The following is an 18,273-nucleotide window of genomic DNA, read 5'->3' as shown; positions in this document are numbered from 1 at the left end:
GTTTCGTCCCTCTTCTCTCTATGTAGAGGAGAGGGACTATCCTCTTTTATAAGCAAATCTGTGAAGCTCGCACTTCACGCCCTATTATCTCAAAACACAGTTATCACATCAACACAGTATGAACAAGAAACTATCTCTCGTGCTCCTCACAGCACTGCTTTCCTTAGCACTCATCGGGTGCAATAAGCAAAAGCAAGATCAGACAGCAACCACAGAGACGGAGGCTCCGACCTATATGGAGGTGGACGCCCTCCTCGCCTCTGCCGATAGTCTCGTCGGCCAGACGGTTACCGTGCAGGGCATCTGCACCCACCTCTGCAAGCATGGTGCTAAGAAAGCCTTCCTCATGGGCAGTGACGACACTAAGGTGATCCGCGCTGAGGCTAGTGAGGAGATGGGCGCCTTTGCCCAGGAGTGTATCAACAGTATAGTCACCATCACAGGACAGCTTGTCGAGGATCGTATCGACGAGGCTTATCTGCAAAACTGGGAGGAGCAGCTCAAAGCTCAAGCCGCCAAAGAGCATGGCGAGGGCAAGGCAGGCTGCGCCAATGAAAAGAAGGCTCGTGGCGAAACAGCCGACACACCCGAGGCTCGTATCGCAGACTTTCGCAAGCAGATCGCTGAGCGCGAAGCTCAGGAGGGCAAGGCATACCTCTCCTTCTACCACCTCGATGCTACAAGCTATCAGATAGAGCAGCAGTAACCCATCTGAAGCTGTAAGATCTCTATGAGAGTAACCTTTAAGGAAGTAGGTAGGAGCGTGCGTCGCTGGAGTAGATTACTACACCGCGACCTCTCCTACCTACTTGCTGCACTTATATTCATCTATGCCCTATCGGGTCTCTACATGAACCACCGAGACTCGATCAATCCACACTACATCATCACTCAGCGGGAGTATCAGATCCCGCTAGAAGAGCTGCAAGCTGCTGGACGCCTTGACGCATCTGCCGTCCGTAAGCTCCTAGACAAGATAGACCTGTCGGGTAGCTATACCAAGCACTACTACCCTGACGACCACACGCTCAAAGTCTTCCTCAAGGGACGTGCCACCCTACTCCTCGACACCTCAACGGGGGTAGCCGTCTACGAGTCGATCGAGCGACGCCCGCTCATCAGCTCTATGACACAACTGCACTACAACCCAGGGCGCTGGTGGACGATCGTCGCTGATGTGCTAGCCATCGGTCTTATCCTCATCACCCTCACGGGACTACTCATCGTTCCGGGGAGACGCGGACTCATAGGTCGTGGAGGCATCCTTCTCTTGATCGGGCTGGCGGTGCCACTACTCTTCCTCTTCCTATAAATGTAGGCGGTAGCCCCCTTATACCACTTAACTAACATGGACAACTTAATCGAGTGTCAAAACTTGACTCACTACTACGGCAAGCGACTGATCTACCGTGATCTTTCCTTTGCCGTGCCTCGTGGTCGCATCCTCGGTCTGCTTGGTAAAAACGGTACCGGCAAGACCACAACAATCAACATCCTCAGTGGCTTCCTCCGCCCCAAGTCGGGTGTCTGTCGCATCCTAGGCGAAGACATAACCCGTATGCCCGACCGGCTCAGACAGGATATCGGGCTGCTCATCGAGGGGCACGTCCAGTATAGCTTTATGACTATACGGCAGATAGAACGCTTTTACGCACCCTTTTACCCCAAGTGGCGCAGAGAGGCTTACTACGAGCTCATGGAGCTACTCAAGGTCACCGAGAGACAGCACCTCAGTCGTATGTCTTGTGGTCAACGCTCACAGGTCGCGCTCGGACTGCTCCTAGCGCAAAACCCCAAAGTCCTCATCCTCGACGACTTCTCGATGGGGCTAGACCCAGGCTATCGAAGGCTTTTTGTAGACTACCTGCATCACTATGCCAAGGAGCAGGGGACCACGATCTTCCTCACATCCCACATCATCCAGGATATGGAGCGACTGATCGATGACTGCATCATCATGGACTACGGCTCTATACTCCTGCAGCGACCAGTCGCTGAGATACTAAACGAGGGGCGACTCTACAGATGCACCCTCACAGATGACCGTCCTCTCCCTGAGATCGATGGGCTGTACCACTTTGAGGCGCACCACAGACGTGGGGAGTGCTACTCATTCCTTCCACTGCCAGAGGTCGCCGAGCGACTCACTCAGGCTGGCGTCTCCTACCAAGATCTCACAGCACACGAGACGACGCTCGAGGATGCCTTCATAGGACTCACCGGTAAGTATTAATGCTATCTATATGTTTGCCTCTATAATATATAAGGAGTGGCTCAAGCTCCGACTATACGCACTGCTATCGACACTCGTCGCACTAGCCGTACCGCTCTACGGCGTGATACGCATACATCGAGCCATCGCCCTACAAGGCGCTGACCATATTTGGCTCGTGATGATACAGAAAGGAGTAGTCTTCGTAGAGAGTATGCGCTACGTACCCCTCATCTTAGGCTTGCTCTGCGCCATCGCTCAGTTTGCGCCAGAGCTCTCTCGTCGTAGCCTCAAGCTCACCCTGCACCTGCCTCAGTCACCGCTCCGCTCGACCTACCAGATGCTCGCCTGCGGGGTGACACTACTGCTATGGCATACCTTATTATATATAGGTGTCCTCTTCATCGGACTGCAAGGGCTCTTAGCTTACGAACTCCTCACCTACGTCCTCTCCGCCACATTGCCCTGGATCTTGGCAGGCTTCCTCGGCTACCTCCTGATGAGTTGGATACTCCTAGAGCCCACTTGGCGCAGACGCATCCTCTACACCCTAGTCGCTGTACTCTTGATGCGTCTCTGCTTTATCTCACCCACGGCAGGAGCTTACGCCCCCTTCCTGCCCACGCTACTTATCTACACCATCCTCTCCTCGACACTCGTGTGGCTCTCCGTGAGTCGCTTCAAAAAGGGGAGACAAGACTAAACAACTATTATGAAGCGCATAGCCACAATACTCCTATACATCACCGTAGCACTACTCATCGCCTGGCAGATACCCTGGTGGTACAACTACCTCCGAGCCGATGCAAGCCGTGAGCCATTCACCATCTACAGTCAGCTACTAGGCGACTTCATCGTCACAGGTCATGATGAGGGGGCGATAACCTACCGTAGCGGTAAGGGCGTGCAGTATAGTCGAGAGGAGGTCGACAGCCTACTCCCCACCTTCTACTACCGTCAGCTCCTGACCGATGGTCGCCTCCCCGACACGCTCTATGGAGAGGCGGTGACCCCACAGCTTATACAGCGGGGTGCTGTCACCTTCCGCTGCTCGCCGCGCACCCTCTCCGCACCAGCCGTGGCGCTCTACCCCCTCCTGGAGAGTGCCTCACGGAGAGTCAAGCTGGAGATGCCCGAGGATCTCTTTCGCATCACCGACCAAGCGATCGAATTTGTAGATATGCAGAGCAATCAGCTAGACAAGGCGAAGAGTGCTAACTACACGAAGCTCTTTCAGGAGAAAGGCTTCGCCTTCCCCGCTCAGCGGGTGGCTGGCAATGCAACTGCGCAAAAGGAGTATGACAACGGTTACCTCCTCATTGATCAGCAGGGTAAGCTCTTTCACCTCAAGCAGATGGCGGGCAAGCCCTACCTGCGGGCTATTGACCTGCCCGAAGGCGTAGAGGCTGCCGAGGCCTTCGTCTGGGAGCTACCTAGTCGTCGGCATATCGGTCTCGTCTCTACCCGAGACCATCAGCTCTATCTGATCGAGCGTGAGGGCTATCGCCCCTGTCGCCTCGAGATCCCCTCGTGGGACCCACTCCGTGAGGATCTCACCATCATCGGCAACGACCTAGACAGCTACACCCTCAAGGTCTCTACCGCCGATGCCACAAGCTACTATGCGCTAGACGCTACGAGCTACACGCTACTGAGCTCGCTACAAGTAGATCACCCTGAGCGGGCTATGCCGGGGCTACACTTCACCTCGCGCCTAGATGGCTGGGTCAAGCCTCGACTAGACTAACCGCGAGGCCCCTTCTGCCCCCTTCAGGAGGGAGGCATAGATGAGGTCATTATAATATAACGCGTCAGCCCTGCCCTCTCCCCTCTAATCTCTAACTTCTAACCTCTAATCTCTAATAACATATCTTTACAGGGAAATTCGTCCGCTTCCCTCCTTTCTCGAATATCCACGTGGGGAATCTCAAATCTCCACGTGGATATTTTTTATTTTCCACATGGGGGCGAATTATTTCTTCCGAAGTTTCATTTCATTCCTCCGAAGTTTCATTTCATTCCTCCGAAGAATTTTTTATTTCCCACGTGGATATTTCAAAATCTCCACGTGGAAATCACTTTTCCCCGACATCGCGCCGTTTGGATATGTAGTCGGGTCTAAATTATTGTAACAAGCCAGCATTGAATTTGACCAGTCACGGATGATGCATCATAATCGCTCTGTCAGGAGCTACACATTAGTGACAAGCGAGAAGTAGAGAGGTCGATGAGCTCATTGTAGATCATGTGTCAGCCCTGTGGCGAATGGTAGGAATATGCGGTCAAATCGTTTTTTTCCTTACCTTTGGAGCTAGATCACATGTTAGGTGCTGTCGAGAGGCCTCTAGCTCATCTACCGAGACTGCCAGCACAGCACCCGACACTTAGACTGAATCTATGAATCGGACTTTACTAAAAACCCTCCAGATACCACTCCTGATCTGCATCTTATGCGCCTTAGGACTGACCTCTTGCAACGATAACTACTCCACCCTCGGGGGGAGTCTGCGACCTGAGCGAGACCTCGTGACAGCTCGTGGAGACTCACTAACCTTTACAACGAAGACTATACGACTGGACTCTATATATAGTCGTAGTGCTATCTCGTTACTGGGGCAGATCTCAGATCCCATCTTTGGAGACTTTGAGGCGAGCTATATCTGTCGGCTGCAGTGCGCGCCGGGCTTCACCTTCACTCAGAAGCCTATCAAGGATCGCATCGACTCGGTTATGATCGAGCTCTCCTACCTAAGTGCCGTAGGCGACACCACCACATGGGGCAAGGCACAGGTCTATGAGATCACACAGCCACTGCCTAAGAGTCGCTACTCGGTCGACGATCTGACGCCCTACACACGAGGGGCTAAGCTACTCGGTGAGCTGACTTACCAACCCTCCGATACGGCGGGTTTCAAAGGGCTAAAGATACGAGTACCCAATGAGCTGGGAGAGCGTTTTCTAAAGGCTTCGCGTGAGCACCCCGAGTGGTTTGCCTCGCAAGAGGCTTTTGAGTCCAATCTACTCCGTGGTCTCTACGTCACCTCGACGACGGGCACTGGGCATATTCTCTCGGTTTACTCGACGGCTCTCCGCATCTTCTACACCTTTGAGACGACACAAAAGACCTCCAAGGGCGCAGACTCCACCGTCTACAAGCCAGCATGGGAGATCTTTAGCAGTAACAAGAGCCTCTACGCTCTGAACAGTCTCAAGCACACACATCTAGAGGAGCTGCTACAACCGTCGTCTGATGGCCGGAGCTATATCAAGTCACCCGCGGGAGTGGTGACGAAGCTCTCCTGCTCGAAGGAGGAGCTGAGCCGCTTACTCCATCAGTATGAGGCGATGAGCAAAGATAAAGAGGACTTCGGATGGGTCATGAATGAAGGCAAGCTACAGATAACGGTAGATGTCCCCAACGTAGACACGCACTTCAACCCACCTCCTCAGCTACTCCTCATACCGCAGGATAGTGTGGCAAACTTCTTTGCCCGGAGCATCACCGACCCCTTGGTTGCCTCTACATCCTTTGTCTCTGGTCGTTACAGCGTCTTGGAGCGCAACTACACCTTTAGCAATATCAGCCACCTCATTGAGGCGCACATGCGCGGCAATATGGAGACCGATGCGAGTGGCAATCATCGTGTGACAAGAGACTTAGATCTACTCCTGATCCCCGTAGCCACAGAGCTAGCATCGACATCTGGATCGGCTGGACAGACTGTTGCTATCACCAACCTGCTCTACCCCTCAGCCGTACAGCTCAAGTGGGGTGACAAGGGCTTCAAGCTGGGAGTCATCGGGACTGGCTTTTACAATAGACGATAGACCAAAGACGAGACACATTAGCGGCAAAAGGTATGACTAAAGAAAAAGAACAGATCAAGCTCAAACTGATCGTCATGAACTTCCTCCAGTTCTTCATTTGGGGGGCATGGCTCATCTCTATGGGACGCTACATGGGCAATGTGATGCAGTACGACGGGCAGGAGGTCGGCGGACTCTTTGCCACGGCGGGTTTCGCAGCGATCATCACGCCCGCACTGACGGGTATCATTGCTGACCGATGGATCGGTGCCGAGCGGCTACTCTCGATCTGCCATCTGCTCACGGGAGCCTGTCTGATAGCTGTCGGTTGTCTACCTATGGGGACGCCCTTTGCGACCACCTGGCTGGTCATCTTTGGGGTCAACCTCTTCTTCATGCCTACCCTATCGCTCTCCAACACGGTCGCATACCATGCACTCGGCACGGTGCAGGCAGACATTGTCAAGGACTTCCCTCCGATACGTGTCTGGGGTACCATCGGCTTCATCGTGGCGATGTGGATGGTCAACCTATTTAAGTGGATGGACAGCCCGATGCAGTTCAACCTCGGAGCCTTTGCAGCCATCGTCCTAGCGATCTACGCCTGGACACTACCAGCAGTACCGCACGGAGTCAAGAAGGCTCAGGAGGGTCGTCGCTCGCTCCTATCCATACTAGGGCTGGATGCGCTGGTACTCTTTAAGAATAGGCAGATGGCGGTCTTCTTTACCTTCTGCATACTCCTCGGCGCAGCACTACAGGTGACCAATGCTTATGGCAATATGTACCTCGACCACTTCAAGGGGGTCACTGAGTATGCCGACAGCTTTGCGGTCAAGTATCCTAACATCTTGCTGTCACTCTCTCAGATCTCGGAGACGCTCTTCATCCTCGCGATCCCATTTTTCCTAAAGCGCTTTGGCATCAAGGGGGTGATGACGATGAGCTTCGCCGCGTGGTTCCTACGCTTCGGACTCTTTGGTCTAGGCGATCCCGGGATGCCAGGCATCATCGCACTCATACTCTCGATGGTGGTGTACGGTATGGCGTTTGACTTCTTCAATATCTCAGGCTCCATGTTTGTCGATCAGTCCGTCTCACCCTCGATGCGTGCCAGTGCTCAGGGGCTCTTCCTCCTGATGACCAACGGACTGGGTGTCGTCATCGGTTCGCTAGGTGCTGGCTGGGTCGTAGAGCACTTCACCACGGCTGGTGTGACTGCCTGGACGACCGTCTGGTACATCTTCGCAGGCTATGCGCTTATCACAGGAATCCTCTTCTGGCTCCTCTTCCACCCCAAGCAACTCGCGACAGCTCAATCGGCTTAAGGTTAATCCGAGTCCGCTAAGCTATGTTTAGACTAATCGGCAATGCGCTCAGTGTCATGGGCGAGTACACACTCCTCATGGCGCAGGTCTTCAGACGGCCGAAGAAGTGGGGCATCTTCTTCAAGCAGCTGATCCGAGAGATAGCTAAGTACGGACTCGACTCGATATGGATCGTCGTGATCATCAGCTTTTTTATTGGCACGGTGATCACGATCCAGTTGACGATCAATATGAACTCGCCACTCATCCCGCGCTTTACCATAGGGTATGCCAGCCGCGAGATTATGTTTCTCGAGTTCTCCTCCTCGATCATGTGTCTCATCCTCGCGGGCAAGGTCGGCTCGAGCATCGCCTCCGAGCTAGCTACCATGCGTGTGACGGAGCAGATCGACGCTATGGAGATTATGGGGGTCAACTCGGCCAACTTCCTCATCCTCCCCAAGATCCTCGGGCTCATGCTTTTCATCCCAGTCCTGAGCGTCATCAGCATGTCTACGGGGCTGGTGGGCGGATACTTAGCCACTTACTTCATTCCATCGATTACTCCCTCGGATTATGAGATGGGTCTGCAGACCTTCTTCGTCGTGAAAAATATCTTTTACTCGATCATCAAGTCGCTCGTCTACGCTTTCATCATCTCATCGGGGGCTAGCTACTTTGGCTATACGGTCCAGGGGGGCGCCCTCGGCGTAGGACGCGCCAGCACCAATGCGGTGGTCTCGAGCTGTGTGCTGATCCTCCTCGCCGATGTCGTACTCACCAGTCTATTGTTTATGTAAGGCTATGGGACAAGGGACTAAAATCATAGAGGTCAGAGAGCTCTGCAAGGCATTTGACGACAAGGTCGTACTGGATCACATCAACGCCACCTTTAAGCCAGGGAGCATCAACTGCATCATCGGGCGTAGTGGTGCGGGCAAGACCGTCTTGCTCAAGAGTCTCATAGGACTCATACAGCCCACGTCGGGAGAGATACTCTTCGATGGACACAACATGATGCTCTTGTCCAAGGAGCAGCTCAAGCGACTACGACAAGTGACGGGCGTGCTCTTTCAGGGGTCAGCGCTCTTCGATAGTATGACCGTCTTGGAGAATGTCCTCTTCCCGCTCCAGCTCTTCTCCAAGCTTTCGCCACGAGAGCGCAAAGCTCACGCTATGGCGCTCCTCGATCGGGTCGGACTAGAGGGCGCGCAACGCAAGTTCCCCTCCGAGATCAGTGGCGGTATGATGAAGCGCGTAGCCATAGCTCGTGCCGTGGCACTCAACCCGCACTACCTCTTTTGCGATGAGCCAAACTCTGGGCTAGACCCTACCACCTCGGCCTCGATAGATAAGCTACTCAAAGAGCTCACCGAGGAGTTCCAGATCACGACGGTGGTCAACACGCACGATATGAACTCCATCAAGACCATCGCTAATCATATCCTCTATCTAGATAAAGGGCAGGTCGCATGGCAGGGGTCGCGTGAGGAGCTCAGTGGTGACATTCCCCTCTCTCTTAAAAACTTTCTTTACCTTTGACACGTTCCTTCCCTTCTTTCTCTCATTGGCAAATAAGATGACACACGCTAAGCGATATATAGGTTACCTCTTCCTCCTCACCCTCCTACTCTCATGGGGCTGCAAAGGCCACAGCAGCGACTACTCCGCCCAAGGCATCTTCGAGGCGGAGGAGATCGTTGTCTCGGCCGTCACTTCGGGCGAGCTACTGCGTCTAGACGTCTCTGAGGGTGACCAGCTAGAGGAGGGGCAGGTCGTAGGACTGATCGACACCACCTTCCTCGCCCTGCAGAAAGACCTCGTTGACACGCAGCAAGCGACAGTCAATGCAGCGGGACATACCAATGCAGCGACGCAGGTAGCCCCGCTAGAGGCTCAACTCAAGGCGCTTAACAAAGAGCGTGACCGCTACGCTCCGCTCGTAGCTCGTGGCATCATGGCACAGCGCACACTGGACGAGATCGATGCTAAGATCTCTGCTGTCAAAGGGCAGATAGCTGCCGCCAGAGCTACCATCGGACAGCAAAATCGCTCCGCCACAGGTAGTGGCGACGCACTCACCGTACAGGAGAGTCAGGTCGACCAGATGATCTCACGGAGCTTCATCAAGGCACCTATCTCGGGGACGGTGCTCACCGTTTACCTGCATCAGGGCGAGCTGGCAGGACAAGGCATGCCACTCTTTCGCCTAGCCAATCTCAAGCAGATGTATCTGCGTGCTTACGTCACAGCGGAGCAACTCCAAAAGGTGACCCTCGGGCAGACCGTCTCCGTCTATAGCGATATGGGCGAGGAAGAGGCGCAAGCCTACACAGGCGAAGTGGTATGGATCTCCGACCGAGCTGAGTTTACCCCCAAGAACATACAGACGTCCGACGCCCGCGCCTCGCTCATCTATGCGATCAAGGTACGCGTCCCCAACGACGGCAAGCTACGCATCGGACAGTACGGACGTGTCGTCCTAGATCAGTAGACCTATGTCTGTAGCTCAGGCGACCCAACCAGCAGTATCTTGTCAGGGCGTATGCAAGAGCTTTGGCAAGACCGTTGCGCTCCAGGGCATCGACCTCAGCGTCCGTGAGGGCGAGCTACTAGGGATCATCGGCCCTGACGGAGCCGGCAAGACAACCCTCATACGCATCATCGCCACGCTCCTCAATCCCGACGCTGGCGCGGCCACCGTCTTAGGTCATGACGTCAAGCGCGACTACCGCCCGCTACGTCATCAGATCGGCTACATGCCTGGTCGCTTCTCCCTCTACCAAGATCTCACCGTACGGGAGAATCTCGAGTTCTTCGCCACCGTCTACAAGACGACCGTTGAGGAGAATTACCACCTCATCGAGGACATCTATAAGATGCTCCTTCCCTTCGAAAAGCGGCCCGCCGGCAAGCTCTCAGGCGGTATGAAGCAAAAGCTAGCTCTCTCCTGCGCACTCATACACAAGCCACGCCTCCTCCTACTCGACGAGCCGACGACCGGTGTCGATCCCGTCTCACGCCGAGAGTTCTGGCAGATGCTCTCCAAGCTACGCCAGCAGGGCGAGATCACGATGATCGTCAGCACCCCCTACATGGACGAAGCGGTGCTATGCGACCAAGTAGCCCTGATGAAAGATGGGCAGATCCTCTCCATAGACACCCCCGACGGGCTAGTCTCGCAAATGGATCGTGCCCTTTGGTCCGCCACTGCGGAGGATATGGGCGACCTACTCCTCAAGCTGCGCAGCCTCAGTGGCGTGCTCAGCAGCTATGCCTTTGGCGAGGCGCACCACTTCACCTTCGACGAGCAGCTCATCACCCCCGAGGAGATCCACACGCGCCTCCTAGAGCAGGGCGTGCGGGGACTAGACATCCGCAAGATCCCACCCTCCATCGAGGACTACTTCCTCATCATCTCCCAAGAGTCCTAGCCCATGCCCTCCACCGAGTATAGTATATTGGCCAATAAGCTCACCAAGCGCTTCGGCGACTTCACCGCTGTTGATGAGATTACCTTCGACGTTTTGCCAGGCGAGATCTTCGGCTTCCTCGGAGCCAATGGGGCTGGTAAAAGCACCGCCATACGTATGCTCACCGGACTGCTCAAGCCCACCTCAGGCTATGCCGAGGTAGCAGGCTATGACGTGCGCAAAGAGACCGAGCTGATCAAGCGAAACATCGGCTACATGAGTCAGAAGTTCTCCCTCTACGACTACCTCTCTGTCGAGGAGAATATCTTCCTCTACGGACGCATCTACGGTCTCTCGCGACGCATCATACAGAGCCGTATGGAGCGACTCCTCGAGGAGCTCAACTTCTACGATCAGCGCAAGCTCCGTGTGGGCAGCCTACCCCTCGGGTGGAAGCAGAAGTTAGCCTTTTCCGTTGCCATCTTTCACCGCCCCAAGATAGTCTTCCTCGATGAGCCTACGGGAGGCGTAGATCCCGTGGCACGGCGACGCTTCTGGGAGCTCATCTACAACGCTGCCGCCGAGGGCATCACCGTCTTCGTCACCACACACTATATGGACGAGTCGGAGTGCTGCGACCGCATCTCCATCATGGTAGACGGACAAATCAAAGCTCTAGACACCCCACGAGCCCTAAAGCGACAATTTGACTGTGACTCGATGGACGAGGTCTTCTACCAGCTAGCCCGCGGTGCCAAGCGCTCCGAGTAGTTTCGTCAGTCGCCTTTTTGCGACAAATTGTCGCACTTCCAGCTGTTGGCTTACCCTTTGCTAGATAGTTAGTGCAGGTCACCCCGAGAGATCGGAGCCCCTGCACAGAGTAAGTACACAAACACCTATTAAAATCAATACAACTATGACACTATCAAGAAGAGACAACAACTGGAGGCCCGCACTATGGAGCGACCTCTTTGACAGCAACTGGATGGTAAGACCCAACGCTACCGCACCCGCTATCAACGTACTAGAGACTCCCGAGGAGTTTCGCGTAGAGATTGCAGCTCCAGGTATGAAGCGCGAAGACTTCAACATCGAGATCAACGAAGAGCACGACCTAGTCATCACAATGGAGCGACACAACGAGGAGGAGCAGCACGACAACGAGCAGAGCCGCTACCTACGTCGCGAGTTCTCCTACAGCAAGTTCGAGCAGACCCTCATACTGCCAGACAATGTAGACGAGGAGCGCATCCAGGCTCGCATGGCCGACGGTGTCCTCACCCTCTCGATCCCCAAGATCAGCGAAGAGGAGCAGCAGAAGGCTCGTCGCACCATCGCTATCGAGTAGTAGCACCACACCGCTAGACCTGAGCACCTCGCTCTAGTCTTACCATAAAAATCTAACACACACCTAGTAGCCCCGCTTGGTTCGCACCGAGTGGGGCTACTACTTTTCGCCCCTGAGGAGACTGTTGAAAAAGCCAACAAGCTCTTTTGAGACTGTTGCAAAGTCAACAGTCTCACAATCTTGCTTGCAAGATTGTCTAGACTTTGCAGAAAGGATGAAGCGCAAGGCGCTGAGGGTGAGGTCTGAAGGGAGCATACCTACGTATGTGACCGAAGCCGAATCCCGAAAGCAACACAGCGATGCGCCTTTATGCAACAGTCTCCTTTTGGGTCAAAGTCCTGCCGTTACACTGTCGCCTCATAGCCTATAGACGATGCAAAGGTAATAAGTATGACAAGTGAGGCTACCCGCTACCACCCTAAAGAGCAATATGCTCCAAACTTCTAATGCTATTACCCTGTTACACAAGTCCAAGAACCTCTACAATTCATTTTTTGTATCTTAGCTGGCATAAACAAGATATGTCTCCGTATGAAAGCTCACAAATCTCTCCGACGCTCCCTGTTGTGTGGGTGGCTACTCCTCTCACTCCACCTCCTCTCATATGCCCAGCAGACAGAGCTACAGGTCTACGGTCTTGTCAGCTCTAACGCAACGACACCTACTGAGTCGTATTCACCTCGTAAGGTGCAACAACTCTCTATGAGAAATATGCAACGAGGGAAGCCTCTCCAGATAAATCTCGTCTACAAGGATGATGTCCCGATGAAGATGGGGTACAAAGAGGTACTAGAGCATGCCGCCAAGATGTGGGGTGACAACCTAACCGTCTCCGAGCAAACGGAGGGAACGCTCAATATAGAGGTCAGCTTCTCGGATGGGATGCCTGAGGACTTAGCCTATGTCGCTACACCATTCTGTCTTAAGGTTGATGATGCCATAGTCCCTGATGCCGTACTATTTGCGACAGGGGAGAAAAAGAATTCAGAATTCCCAAATGGAGCAGTTGGTCGTATACAAATAAATAGAGAGCTCAATTGGTTTGTAGAGGGTTCTATTAATGAGTCTATAACAGCTCAACAGTACGATCTAAAGACAGTCACATTACGGGCGATAGGAAATGTCTTAGGCTTTGCATCCTCTGTGGGAGCTTCAGCTCCTCATAGCTCTAAAAGGATTGTTCAGGGTACAATACTTGACAAGCAGATACTAGATTCTAGCGGGCTATCTCTTTTTGAGCAAGTAAATGGGAAGGAAGTAGGACAGCTCTCGGCAATAGCTGGTCGAGAGTTCTATTGGATGGGTGACAAGGCTCTCCCTTTGTACAATCCAAGAGTCGTATCTAAAGAGAGCTTTATGAGCTTCTCCGACAAGGTGTCAGGACTATTCTCATGGAGGATCAAGAAGGGTCAAACTGCGCATCAAGTCGACCCCAACTCGCTTCAAGTAATGTGGGGTGTCGGATGGAAGCAACATCACAATAATGAGGTTACTATTCGGGTGAAAGGACAGAGTAGCGAAGATATACTAAGCCATGACTCTAGCTACACATTCACATATAAGACCTCCTCATCTCTACCCATCTCACCCATCACATGGCGTGTAGAATACTTGGGAAAGGATGGGCAGTATCATCTGATGAGTTTATCTGAGTCTCAAGATTTAGTTACGGCCATTCGATTCGATACAGACGATGCTTATGTCAACTCTGCTGGTCTCTATATGATACGAGCCAGTCTAGAGGGCATCTGTCAGGGGGCAAAGATATCAGGAGAGCAAATCTACTATGTAGCAACGGCTCCAGGATCTATAAAAGTAACCTTTACGGAGACTGCTAGGACAGCTTATTTTGTTGATGGCATTGTTCGTATTGAGAGTCTAGGAGCAGAAGAATTTCAAGTCAGAGTCGCAGACTACGAAGATGGTCACGAAAGAAAAGGACGTATAGAGCATCTCAACTATACAAGCTTTAGAGTTCATGCTCTGCGAGCAGACGGCTATACTGAAGTAGAAGTAAAAGCAACAAATAAGTATGGCTCCCGAGAAGCAGTTATCCCTATTATTGATGAATCTAGATCTAGTAATAATGGGAATAGATCAATAATGGTATCAGAATGCATATCTGATGAATCTGGATGCCTAGAGTACATTTCTGTAACTCCTTGGAAGGGGGATTGGAGTTGTAGGAAAACACAAACAAGCTATCAAGTACGACAAGATTACATCTACAAGGGAGAAATCATAGAAACATTCTTGTCAGAAGAAGAAGAGATAGAATCGGGAGTCTTTATGTATGAAGTCAAACTCCATCGTAAGCTGTGCAGAAACGAGCCTGATGATATTTACATCACCTTATACTTACGCACTGAAGACGACAAAGTATTCCAATCTCTTCCCCTATCTATCAGACAGGATTTGAATATTACTTCCCTTTCACGTCCCACTATAGAGGCTCTTGGCTTTGACATAACCTTGCTTTCACCATCTTACCTACAGATTACATTCCAAGATGTAACTAAGCATCAGATCCGACTGCATAGCTTATCAGGAGAGTTACTTATTTCTGAAGAGGCTCTAGGCAGTACAACCTTAACACTGCCGACCACCTTAGATATAGCTCACTATATCCTCCAAGTAGATAACAAAACTATCAAACTATAACACGATCTAGTCATCACGATGGAGCGCCACCACAAGGAGGAGCAGCAGAAGGCTCGTCGCACCATCTCTATCGAGTAATAGCGCCACACCACTAGACCTGAGCACCTCGCTCTAGTCTTACCATAAAAATCTAACACACCTAGTGAGCCTGTTGACTTTATGCAACAGGCTCATAGTAGCCCCGCTTGGTTCGCACCGAGTGGGGCTACTTGCTTATAGAGCTTTCTGAAAGCTCCCCCTGTGGCGAGGATGTCGCCGATCAACTTTCCAAAAAGTTTCCACCCTTGGAAAAATAAATTTCCAACGCTGGAAACTTTCTTTTCCAACGCTGGAAATTTAATTTTCCTCCGTAGGAAATCCAGAATCCTCCGTAGGGACTTCCAAATTCCTACCTAGGAACCGAAAAGTTCCTCCGTTGGAACTAAAAAGTTCCTCTGCTGGAACTAAAGAGTTCCTCCCTTGGAACTTTTTAGTTCCAAACGAGGAACAACTTTTGGAACTCGTATCCATCACACAAACAGCGCGATACGAGTAGCCCTTTGTAGGGGCGGACCTATGTGTCCGCCCGTCCCCGTCATCCGCACGTCGTCTCTGTGCGTCCGTTGTATCAAAGGTTACAGCGTCGTGATTTTAACTGGAACGGGCGGACACATAGGTCCGCCCCTACAAGGCGTAGTAACAAAAGCCAACAGCTAACAGCTAACAGCCAAAAGCTAACAGCCAAAAGCCAACAGCTAAAAGCCAACAGCTAACGGACACAACGGACGCCCTCCCGCTAGACACTCCCAGTGCGTCCTTACATTTCGCTGCTCGCATCGGAACCTCTACAAACCGCTCTGCGACTCGCTTTGCCAAGATCTTACGGGTGTTAAGTTATCAACAGTTAAGCGTCTATGTCTAGATTATTCAGTAGCTTTGACGCGTTATTTATGACTGATATGTATCATGGGTAGAATCATCTCTCTTGCTAATCAGAAGGGTGGAGTCGGCAAAACAACCACTACGATCAACCTCGCAGCCTCTCTGGCTGTACTCGAGAAGAAGGTGCTCGTCGTCGATGCCGACCCGCAGGCAAACGCTTCGTCGGGACTGGGCGTCAACTCCACGACCCTCAGCGAGACTATCTACGAGTGTCTCATAGGTGGACTACCGCTCGACAAGGTGGTGCGCCCCACGCATGTGGACAATCTCTTCATACTCCCCTCTCACATTGACCTCGTCGGAGCGGAGATAGAGATGCTCCAGCTCAAGGACCGCGAGACCGTGATGCGAGAGATGCTACGCCCTGTCGTGGATCAGTATGACTACATTCTCATTGACTGCTCGCCCTCGCTCGGCATCATCACGGTCAATGCTTTGGTCGCTAGCCATGCGGTGATCATTCCCGTGCAGTGCGAGTACTTTGCACTGGAGGGTATCTCTAAGCTTCTCAACACGATACGTATCATTAAGAGCCGGCTCAACCCAGCACTGGAGATCGAGGGCTTTCTCCTCACCATGTACGACAGTCGTCTGCGACTGGCTAATCAGGTGTACGACGAGGTCAAGGAGCACTTTGGGCAGCTCGTCTTCGACACGGTCATACAGCGCAATGTCAAGCTAAGCGAGGCGCCTAGCCACGGCTTGCCTGCACTCCTATATGATGCGGACAGCAAGGGAGCGATCAACCACCTGCAACTGGCCGAGGAACTGATCCGTCGCACAGCTCAGCGCGCTGCCCTATAACCACACCCTACCCCTACGATCATCATGACAAACAAGAAGAAAGAGAACAAAGTAATAGGCAGAGGACTAGACGCTCTACTCGGCGATGTGAGCAACTCCTCTAGCATTAGCGAGATAGCCATCGACAAGATCGAGCCTAATCCCGACCAACCTCGTACACACTTCGACCCAGAGAGTCTCGAGGAGCTCGCCGCCTCCATACGCGCCCTCGGCATCGTGCAGCCTATCACGGTGCGGGAGCTGACCGACGGACGCCATCTCATCATATCGGGGGAGCGTCGCTGGCGCGCCTCTAAGCTCGCCAACCTGACCTCTATCCCAGCATATATCGTCAAGGCTGATGACGAGAAGGTGGTCGAGATGGCGCTGATCGAAAACATACAGCGCGAAGACCTCAACGCTATCGAGATAGCACTCACCTACAAGCGCCTCCTAGAGCACTCAGAGGGGACGCAAGAGGAGCTCGCCAAGAAGGTGGGCAAGACCCGCTCGTCGATCAGTAACTACCTGCGTCTCCTGCGCCTGCCCGCAGAGGTGCAGCTGGGACTGACGGAGAAGAAGATCGACATGGGTCACGCTCGTGCCATACTGAGCCTGACCGATCCGGCTCAGCAGCTGAAGCTTTACCAGACCACGCTCTCGGAGCATCTGAGCGTGCGACAGGTCGAGGCTTTGGCCAATGAACTGCAAGAGCCGACCGAGGAGCCAACAAATACGAACAAGAAGAGGCAGACGCTCTCCAAGCTCGCTTCGCATGGCAATGACTACGCTCCTCTAGCTAAGCAGCTGAGTAGCTTCTTCGGCACGAAGGTCTCCCTACGCTGTAAGGAGAATGGTAAGGGGAGCATCACGATCCCCTTTAGCTCTGAGGAGCAGCTCATAGAGATCTGCTCAATCCTAGAGGGCGGTGCTAACCACTAGTCAGCACGCTACAGAGATGCCCCGCACTGCCTTGACTCGATCACTACTCCTCCTCGTGATGAGCTGCGCTATAGCTTACTATAGCGGCACAGCTCTCTATGCGACTGCGCCCGTAGTGCCACAAGACACGACCACACTGGCGGTGGTGGCCGACACGTTGGGCACGAGCCTATCCGACACTATCCGCACAGAGGAGCCGAGCGAGCTGCTCTCCGCACCAACAGCACTCCAGACGGAGCATCAAGTGGTGGGAGACTCAGTTGCAACGACAAAGGTGCCGGCGAGTTCGCCTGAAGCTTTGCAGCGTACCACAGCGACGCAGGTGAAGGGGCGATCGGGTGGCGCACCTTTTATCCATAAAATGGCTAGATGGTTCACTCGCTACCCGAACTCGAATGTGGCACTCATCTGCTCCATCGTACCAGGTGGCGGGCAGCTCTACAATCAGCGCTACTGGAAGATACCGATCGTCCTCTCGGCCATGACAGCGGGTGTCTATGCCGTTACGTGGAATCAGCGACTCTACCACGAGTACCACACCGCCTACGCCGATCTGCTGAGCGAGAACCCGCTCGACCACACCTCCTGGCAAGCTTTTATACCGGCTGGAGCAGACCCTAGTAAATATGTCTCCGACGGGAACCTCCGCTCGCGTCTGGAGCGTGGCTCCAAGCAGTACAAGGAGAGCAGAGACCTAAGCATCGTCCTCACGGTGGCACTCTATCTCCTCTCAGCACTCGACGCTTATGTCGATGCGGAGCTATACTACTTTAATGTATCTCCTCAGCTCACGATCGATATGGGCGAGGGGCTACGTGACAAGCCCTCAGGGCCTCGACCTCAAAGCGTGATGGTCGGTGCCTCGGTGCGCTTTTAGAC

17 protein-coding genes are annotated in these 18,273 nt (G+C 53.1%); all 17 read left to right on the top strand.

What is annotated here, in order from left to right:
• Positions 1-118 precede the first annotated feature (118 nt).
• The 17 genes from Q2J34_RS05030 (at position 119) to Q2J34_RS04950 (ending at position 18,271) form a co-directional block, all read left to right on the top strand.
• Entirely contained in the window at positions 119-706 is a 588-nt protein-coding gene (locus Q2J34_RS05030) for a hypothetical protein (RefSeq protein WP_300969444.1), read from the top strand.
• 24 nt (positions 707-730) lie between these two features.
• Positions 731-1,312 (top strand): PepSY-associated TM helix domain-containing protein, encoded by a 582-nt coding sequence (locus Q2J34_RS05025; RefSeq protein ID WP_300969443.1) that lies wholly within the window; start codon positions 731-733, stop codon positions 1,310-1,312.
• Positions 1,313-1,348: 36 nt separating this feature from the next.
• Entirely contained in the window at positions 1,349-2,233 is an 885-nt protein-coding gene (locus Q2J34_RS05020) for an ABC transporter ATP-binding protein (protein ID WP_300969442.1), read from the top strand.
• A gap of 10 nt (positions 2,234-2,243) precedes the next feature.
• The gene (locus Q2J34_RS05015; protein ID WP_300969441.1) at positions 2,244-2,915 is read left to right on the top strand and encodes a hypothetical protein; all 672 of its coding nucleotides are present in this window, start codon (positions 2,244-2,246) and stop codon (positions 2,913-2,915) included.
• Positions 2,916-2,924: 9 nt separating this feature from the next.
• Positions 2,925-3,959 (top strand): DUF4857 domain-containing protein, encoded by a 1,035-nt coding sequence (locus tag Q2J34_RS05010; RefSeq protein WP_300969440.1) that lies wholly within the window; start codon positions 2,925-2,927, stop codon positions 3,957-3,959.
• A 650-nt stretch (positions 3,960-4,609) separates the two neighbouring features.
• Positions 4,610-6,040, top strand: coding sequence for a DUF4270 domain-containing protein (locus tag Q2J34_RS05005; protein ID WP_300969439.1), 1,431 nt, complete (start codon positions 4,610-4,612; stop codon positions 6,038-6,040).
• Positions 6,041-6,072: 32 nt separating this feature from the next.
• A complete protein-coding gene (locus Q2J34_RS05000; protein ID WP_298889762.1) occupies positions 6,073-7,347 on the top strand; it encodes a nucleoside permease in 1,275 nt (424 codons plus the stop codon).
• Between the two features lie 23 nt (positions 7,348-7,370).
• Positions 7,371-8,126, top strand: a complete 756-nt coding sequence (locus Q2J34_RS04995; RefSeq protein WP_300969438.1) for an MlaE family ABC transporter permease — start codon at positions 7,371-7,373, stop codon at positions 8,124-8,126.
• Positions 8,127-8,130: 4 nt separating this feature from the next.
• Positions 8,131-8,868: an ABC transporter ATP-binding protein gene (locus tag Q2J34_RS04990; protein WP_298889758.1), complete on the top strand. Its 738-nt coding sequence runs from the start codon at positions 8,131-8,133 to the stop codon at positions 8,866-8,868.
• A 37-nt stretch (positions 8,869-8,905) separates the two neighbouring features.
• Positions 8,906-9,820: an HlyD family secretion protein gene (locus Q2J34_RS04985; protein WP_300969437.1), complete on the top strand. Its 915-nt coding sequence runs from the start codon at positions 8,906-8,908 to the stop codon at positions 9,818-9,820.
• A 4-nt stretch (positions 9,821-9,824) separates the two neighbouring features.
• On the top strand, positions 9,825-10,760 hold the full coding sequence (locus tag Q2J34_RS04980; RefSeq protein ID WP_300969436.1) for an ABC transporter ATP-binding protein: 936 nt from the start codon (positions 9,825-9,827) through the stop codon (positions 10,758-10,760).
• Between the two features lie 3 nt (positions 10,761-10,763).
• Positions 10,764-11,510, top strand: a complete 747-nt coding sequence (locus tag Q2J34_RS04975; RefSeq protein WP_300969435.1) for an ABC transporter ATP-binding protein — start codon at positions 10,764-10,766, stop codon at positions 11,508-11,510.
• 145 nt (positions 11,511-11,655) lie between these two features.
• Entirely contained in the window at positions 11,656-12,087 is a 432-nt protein-coding gene (locus tag Q2J34_RS04970) for an Hsp20/alpha crystallin family protein (RefSeq protein ID WP_025883454.1), read from the top strand.
• Between the two features lie 702 nt (positions 12,088-12,789).
• Positions 12,790-14,748, top strand: coding sequence for a hypothetical protein (locus Q2J34_RS04965; protein ID WP_300969434.1), 1,959 nt, complete (start codon positions 12,790-12,792; stop codon positions 14,746-14,748).
• Positions 14,749-15,693: 945 nt separating this feature from the next.
• The gene (locus Q2J34_RS04960; protein WP_004331357.1) at positions 15,694-16,473 is read left to right on the top strand and encodes a ParA family protein; all 780 of its coding nucleotides are present in this window, start codon (positions 15,694-15,696) and stop codon (positions 16,471-16,473) included.
• Positions 16,474-16,497: 24 nt separating this feature from the next.
• Complete coding sequence (locus tag Q2J34_RS04955; RefSeq protein ID WP_300969433.1) at positions 16,498-17,394, top strand: ParB/RepB/Spo0J family partition protein; 897 nt, start codon at positions 16,498-16,500, stop codon at positions 17,392-17,394.
• A 31-nt stretch (positions 17,395-17,425) separates the two neighbouring features.
• Positions 17,426-18,271, top strand: coding sequence for a DUF5683 domain-containing protein (locus Q2J34_RS04950; RefSeq protein WP_300969432.1), 846 nt, complete (start codon positions 17,426-17,428; stop codon positions 18,269-18,271).
• Positions 18,272-18,273 lie beyond the last annotated feature (2 nt).

This window comes from Porphyromonas vaginalis (assembly GCF_958301595.1).
GTDB classification, from domain to species: domain Bacteria; phylum Bacteroidota; class Bacteroidia; order Bacteroidales; family Porphyromonadaceae; genus Porphyromonas; species Porphyromonas vaginalis.
Note: the sequence above shows the minus strand (reverse complement) of the source record. Positions and strands in the feature narration are given on the sequence as shown.